This is a genomic window from Achromobacter sp. Marseille-Q0513, assembly GCF_018195695.1.
Classification (GTDB): Bacteria; Pseudomonadota; Gammaproteobacteria; order Burkholderiales; family Burkholderiaceae_B; genus Achromobacter.
On the sequence record NZ_JAGTJY010000255.1, the window covers coordinates 1 to 6,412 of the forward strand.

General features: G+C 70.5%; 4 protein-coding genes. All 4 read left to right on the forward strand.

From position 1 onward, the window contains the following. On the forward strand, positions 1 to 1,700 hold a 1,700-nt coding region (locus KDH83_RS28700; protein WP_212322044.1), incomplete at its 5' end, for an RNB domain-containing ribonuclease. Positions 1,701 to 1,872: 172 nt separating this feature from the next. Continuing rightward, on the forward strand, positions 1,873 to 2,586 hold the full coding sequence (locus KDH83_RS28705) for a response regulator transcription factor (RefSeq protein WP_212322047.1): 714 nt from the start codon (positions 1,873 to 1,875) through the stop codon (positions 2,584 to 2,586). 3 nt (positions 2,587 to 2,589) lie between these two features. Continuing rightward, positions 2,590 to 5,076, forward strand: coding sequence for an extracellular solute-binding protein (locus tag KDH83_RS28710; protein WP_212322049.1), 2,487 nt, complete (start codon positions 2,590 to 2,592; stop codon positions 5,074 to 5,076). A gap of 142 nt (positions 5,077 to 5,218) precedes the next feature. Continuing rightward, a complete protein-coding gene (locus KDH83_RS28715) occupies positions 5,219 to 6,328 on the forward strand; it encodes an ABC transporter substrate-binding protein (protein WP_212322051.1) in 1,110 nt (369 codons plus the stop codon). Positions 6,329 to 6,412 lie beyond the last annotated feature (84 nt).

The following is a 6,412-nucleotide window of genomic DNA, read 5'->3' on the forward strand; positions in this document are numbered from 1 at the left end:
AAGGCGCGCCCCAGGAGAAATCCGATCCCCCCGCCCGGGCCGTGGATTATTCCGCCCCCGCCCCCACGCCGGCCAACCGGGCCGCGCTGCTGAGGCGGCGGCCCGGCGCGCCCGCCTATTTCCACCGCCGCGGCAAGGGTCGCTACCGCCCCGCCCCGCCCGACATCCTGGCAGCGGCGCTGGCCGCGCTCGAGAAAAAGCAGCGCCAGGCCGAGCAACAGCAGGAATGGGTGGACGCAATGGCCGCCGGCCGCCTGCCCGAGGAAATCGCCCAGGCGGCGGAATCCTTGCTGGTGCGCCCCGACAAGAATTCCCAGCAATGGAAGGCGCTGGACGCGGCCTGCACCAAGCTGGGCAAGACGCCCGACCGCCTGCTGCTGGACCTGGGCGCCTGGCCGCACGCGCTGGCGCTGCACAAGCGCCGCTTCCTGGCGGTGAACTTCCCGCGCGCCTGGGCCTCCCCGGATCTCCCGCGGCCCGCGTGCGGGCGCGCCTTGCCGCGGGGGTATGCCGGGTTCTCTTGGGGGGCCGCCTGCCCCCCCGCCGAGACGGCCGCCGCGCTCCCCGCCACGCCGCTGCCCGCCGGAAGGCGGGGCGTGGGGGTGCCCGGGGCGGCGCGGGGCATCGTGGTCACGCGCGACGGCGAGTTGGACAAGCTGGCGCGCGCGCGCCTGTCCACGGTCTACATGCCGGGCGACAAGATCCCCATGCAGCCCGACAGCGTCATCAGCGCCTTCTCGCTGGACGCCGGACGCGCGGTGCCAGCCCTGTCGCTATACGTGACGGCCGATCCCGAGACCGGCGAGGTCCTCGAATCGGAAACCCGCCTCGAACGCGTGATGGTGCGCGAGAACCTGCGCCACAACATGCTGGACGCGCAGGTCACCGAAGCCAGCCTGGCCGATCCTGCCGCCGAGCTACCCTACGGCCACTGGCTGCGCCCGCTCTGGAAGCTGGCGCAGGCGCTGTCGGCGCAGCGCGAGAACGTGCGCGGCAAGCCCGAGAACAACTCGCGCGTCGAATACAGCTTCTACCTGGACGGCAACCCCGACGACCCGGACACTCCGGTGCGTCTGGTGCCGCGCCAGCGCAACGCGCCGCTGGACCGCATGGTGGCCGAGTACATGATCCTGGCCAACAACCTCTGGGGCGGACTGCTGCACCAGCATGGCGTGCCCGGCATCTACCGCTCCCAGCAGGCCGGCCGCGTGCGCATGAGCACGCAGGCGCTGCCGCACGAAGCCATCGGCGTGCCGCAGTACGCCTGGAGCACCTCGCCGCTGCGCCGCTACGTGGACCTGGTCAACCAGTGGCAGCTGATCGCGGCGGTCGAGCACGGCGTGTCGGCGCGCCTGGTCGCGCCCTTCAAGCCGCGCGACGCCGACCTGTTCGCCATCATCGGCGCCTTCGACGCGCAATACGCGACCTGGGCCGAGTTCCAGAGCGCGATGGAGCGCTACTGGTGCCTGCGCTGGCTCAAGCAGCACAACATCACCCGCACCGTGGCCCATGTGCTGCGCGACGACCTGGTGCGCTTCGGCAACGCGCCGCTGGTCACCCGCGTGGGCGGCATGCCCGAACTGGAGCGCGGCACGGCGGTGGAGATCGACATCCTCGGCATGGACGAGCTCTCGCTCGAACTGGACTGCCGCTACCTCGGCCAGCTGGCGCCCGCCGCCCAGGCTGAACCGCAAGCCTGACCGCGCCCGCCGTCCCGCCCCGACGGGACGGCGGCTCGCGACTGCCCGCAGCCGCCGCGCTGCCGGTACACTTCCTCTCAAAAAGCCCCGCGCGACGCGGACCGCTGCCCGCCCCGGGCGACGGCCGCCTTGCAGTCGGCGGCACAGAACAATCATCAGATGGAGGAATGACATGCGCATTCTGCTGGTCGAGGACAACCTCGACCTGGGCGATGCCGTGGAAAGCAAGCTGCGCCTGGCCGGCCACAGCGTCCAATGGGCGCGGGACGGCCTGACGGCGCTGCGGCGCGGGCTGGACGAAACCTGGGACGCGCTGGTACTGGACATCAACCTGCCCGGCAAGGACGGTTTCTCGGTCATCCGCGAACTGCGCGCGGCCGGACTGGAAGCGCCGGTGCTGGTCATGACCGCGCGCGCCGAGATCGAGGACAAGATCGACATGCTGGACCTGGGGGCCGACGACTATCTGGTCAAGCCCTTCGACCTGCGCGAACTCGAAGCCCGCCTGCGCGCGCTGATGCGCCGCCCCGCCGGCCAGACCAGCAGCGTCACGACCTACGGCAACCTGGGCCTGGACCTGGCCGCACGGGGCGTCAGCGTGGACGGCGCGCCGGTGGATCTGGGTCGGCGCGAATTCCGCCTGCTGGAGATCCTGTTGGGCAAGTTTGGCCAGACCGTGGCCAAGGAGCGCCTGATGAACCAGCTCTTCGACCTGGACGACGGCTCGCTCAATGCGCTGGAACTGCTGATCTCGCGCCTGCGCAAGAAGCTGGCGGGCGCCTCGGTGGATATCGTCACGGTGCGCGGCGTCGGCTACCTGGCCCGCCTGCACGAGACGCCGGCCGCGCCGAACGACGCCGGCGCCGGCCCGTCGACCCCGGGCTAGGCGATGAAGCCGGCCGCAGGCTTCTCGATCCGCCGCCGGGTGTTCGCGCTGGGCGTCGCGCTGCTGGCCTGCGCCCTCATCGGCCTGTTCTTCTTCCTGCGCGGCTACGCCCAACGCGCCGCCGAGCAGGCCTTCGACCGCCTGCTGGCGGCGTCGGCGCTGACCATCGCCGGCTCGGTCCAGATCGAGGATGACGGCGTGACCGTGGAGCCGCCCGTGTCCTCGCTGGCCATGCTGTCCGGCAGCGAACGGGTGTTCTACGAAGCCTTGGCCTCGAACGGCCGGCTGATCACCGGCTACGGCGACCTGGCGCCCGGCCTGCCACTGGCGCAATCGGCCACGCCGGTCTACGCCTACCTGAGCTATCACGATGAACCCGTGCGCGTGGCCACCGTGGGCAGGCTGGTATCCGCCAGCCAGCACGCCGGCTGGGTGACGGTGCGCGTGGCCGAGACGCTGGGCTCGCGCGAAGCGCTGGCCGACGAGATCCTGGGCCGCGGCGTGCTGCCGCTGGTGGCGGTGGCGCTGGTGGCGCTGGGCCTCCTGTGGTTCGGCGTGCAGCGCGCCTTCGCGCCCCTGGCCGTGGTCGAGCGCGAGCTGCGGCGCCGCGCGCCGGACGATCTGCAACCCGTCTCCGCGCCAGTGCCGCAGGAAGTGAGCCGTCTGGTCGAGGCGCTGAACGCCTTCATGCACCGCCTGTCCGGCCTGATGAACACACTGAACACGCTGGTGGCCGACGCCGCCCACCAGGTCCGCACGCCGCTGGCCTCGCTGCGCGCGCAGGCCGAAGTCGCGCTGGAAGAACCCGACCCCGAGCGCCTGCACGCCCGCATCCAGCGCATCCACCAGAACGCCACGCACGCCAGCCAGCTGATCAACCAGCTGCTGATGGACGCCACCATCACGCACCGGCTCGGCAAGGGCGCGCGCGCGCCGGTTGGCGTGGCCGAGGCCGTCAACGAAACGCGGCGCCGCATCGGGCCGCTGGAAGCGCAGCGCCTGCACATCGAAATCGCGCCCGAAGTGCGGCGCGCCCGTATCGCCGGCGACCGCGTGGCGCTGCGCGAGATGCTGCGCAACCTGGTCGACAACGCGCTGCGCTACGCCCCCGACGGCCCGGTCGAGATCCAGGCCACCCCGGTGGCCGGCTACCGGGTGGCGCTGACCGTGTCAGACCGCGGCCCCGGCATCGCCGACGATGAAAAGGAAGCCGTGCAGCAGCGCTTCACGCGTGGCCGCGCCGGCGAATCCCTGCCGGGCTCGGGCCTGGGCCTGGCGATCGTGCGTTCCGTGGCCGTCGCCCATGGCGGCTCGCTGTGGCTGCAGGACCGCCCAGGCGGCGGCCTGAGCGCGCGCGTCATCCTGCCGCTGGCGCGCCATCACGCGGGCCGCAAGCTCGCGGCCTGGTTCGGCGCCGCCTGCGTCACCGGCCTGATGCTGGCCGGCGCGCCCGGCGACGCGCGGGCCGCCGGCATCCCGGAGATCGTGACCCGCTACCCCGCGCCGCAGCCGTCGGCGCGCGTGCTCACCATCGCCGGCCCCACCGACACGCCGGTGGTAGCGCCGCTGATCCAGGGCTTCCAGTCGCAGCGGCCGGACGTGAGCGTGGTGTACCGGGAAATGGGTAGCCGCGAGCTGTACGAAGCCATGATCGCGGGCGAGCTGAAGGACGTGGACGTGCTGATGAGTTCGGCCGCCGACCTGCAGATCCGCCTGGCCAACGACGGCTACGCGCAGCGCTACGCCTCGCCCTACGCCGCCAAACTACCGTCCTGGGCGGTCTGGCGCAACGAGGTCTACGGCTTCACCTTCGAGCCCGCCGTCATCGTCTACAACCCCAGGCGCTACACCGAGGCCACGGTGCCGCGATCGCGCCAGGACCTGCTGCGCGCCCTGGAGCGCGACAAGGACAAGCTGCACGGCCGCGTCGGCACCTACGACATCTCGGCCAGCAGCGTGGGCTACCTGATGGCCGAACAGGACGAACTGGTCTCGTCCAACTTCTGGGGCCTGGCCAACGCCTTCGGCCAGGTGGGCGTGCGCCTGGCCGCCACCAGCGCCGAGATCCTGAACGCCATCGAGCGCGACGAACTGGACCTGGGCTACAACATGCTGGGTTCCTACGCGCTGTCGCGCCAGGCCGCCGGCAGCGACATCGGCGTGGTCTTCCCGCAGGACTATGTACTGGTGCTGGCGCGCTCGGTGCTGATCGCGCGGCGCGCGCCCAACCCCGACCTGGCCCGCCAGCTGGTCGACTGGCTGCTGTCGCCGGCCGGCCAGCAGGTCGCCTCCAGCCACGCGGCGCTCGGCTCCATCATGGAAGACACGCCGGGTCGCTGGACTTCCGAAGCCGTGCTGGCGCGCTCGCGCGGCATCGTGCAGCCCGTGGTGCTCAGCCCCGCCCTGCTGGTGGGCCTGGACCAGCGCCGCCATTCGCGCTTCGTGCAGAACTGGATCCGGCTGGTGACGGATACGCCGCCGCGCAAGTGATGTGCCACCGCGGCAATTCCTAGGGTTTTCCCCTGGCTCTGGCGCACGTCCATGACAGGACGCCGACAGACGCCGCCTCCTAAGATGCCCGCAAGCCGGACCGAGAGTCCGCTCGTACAACATCCCTCTGGAGACGACACCCATGCTTGCCAAGTCCAAACTGGCGGCGCCGCGCGCCGCCCTGCTCGCCGCCACCTTCGTCCTCGCCGCCGGCAGCGCCTACGCGCAACAGGTGCCCGCCGGGTATCCCGCCGACTACCAGAAGATCCTGGACGGCGCGAAGAAGGAAGGCAAGGTCATCATCTATTCGACCACCGACACCAAGGCCGCCGGCCCCATCATCAAGGGCTTCGAGGCGCTGTACCCGGACGTGAAGGTCGAATACAACGACATGAACAGCACCGAGCTGTACAACCGCTACATCAGCGAGCAGGCCGCCGGCGGCAGCAGCGGCGACATCGTCTGGAGCTCGTCGATGGACTCGGCGCTGAAGCTGGCCACCGACTACGCGATGCAGTACAAGTCGCCCGAGATCGGCAAGCTGCCGGCCTGGGCCGTGTGGAAGGATTCGGCCTACGGCACGACCTTCGAGCCGGCCGTGTTCATCTACAACAAGCGCCTGATCCCGGCCGCCGAAGTGCCCACCACGCACGGCGCGCTGGCCAAGCTGATCGCAAGCCAGCCGGACAAGTTCAAGAACAAGGTCACCACCTACGACATCGAGAAGTCGGCCGTGGGCTTCATGCTGGCCGTGCAGGACAAGGCCAATGATCCCAAGTACTTCGACACGCTCAAGGACATCGCCAAGGGCGGCCTGATCGTGCAGTCGTCCACCGGCACCATGATGGAACGCGTGTCCTCGGGCGAGAACCTGATCGGCTACAACATCCTGGGTTCTTACGCCGAGACCCGCGCCAAGAACGATCCGTCGCTGGGCATCGCCTACCCGACCGACTACGCGCTGGTGCTGTCGCGCGTGGCCTTCATCAGCAAGAAGGCCAAGAACCGCAACGCCGCCAAGCTGTGGATGGACTACATGCTGTCGCAGAAGGGCCAGGACATCATCGCCAACCAGGCCGATCTGGCCTCGGTGCGCGACGACATCCCCGGCGACAACGACGTCGACGGCATGACCAAGAAGCTGGGCGCCTCGCTCAAGCCGATCCCGGTCAACGAAACGCTGCTGGACTACCTGGAGCAGAACAAGCGCCTGGAATTCATCAAGCAGTGGCGCGCCGCGGCCGGCAAGTAAGCCCGCCGCCGCCGGGACGCGAGCGCCATCCCGGCAGCGCCTGACACGCGTCGGGCGGCGACCCGCCGCCCGACGCGTGTCGGG

What these genes read in the sequence shown, in the direction of transcription:
- KDH83_RS28705 (WP_212322047.1), top strand. Translation starts at nt 1,873, where the DNA reads ATGCGCATTCTGCTGGTCGAGGACAACCTCGACCTGGGCGATGCCGTG.
- KDH83_RS28710 (WP_212322049.1), top strand. Translation starts at nt 2,590, where the DNA reads ATGAAGCCGGCCGCAGGCTTCTCGATCCGCCGCCGGGTGTTCGCGCTG.
- KDH83_RS28715 (WP_212322051.1), top strand. Translation starts at nt 5,219, where the DNA reads ATGCTTGCCAAGTCCAAACTGGCGGCGCCGCGCGCCGCCCTGCTCGCC.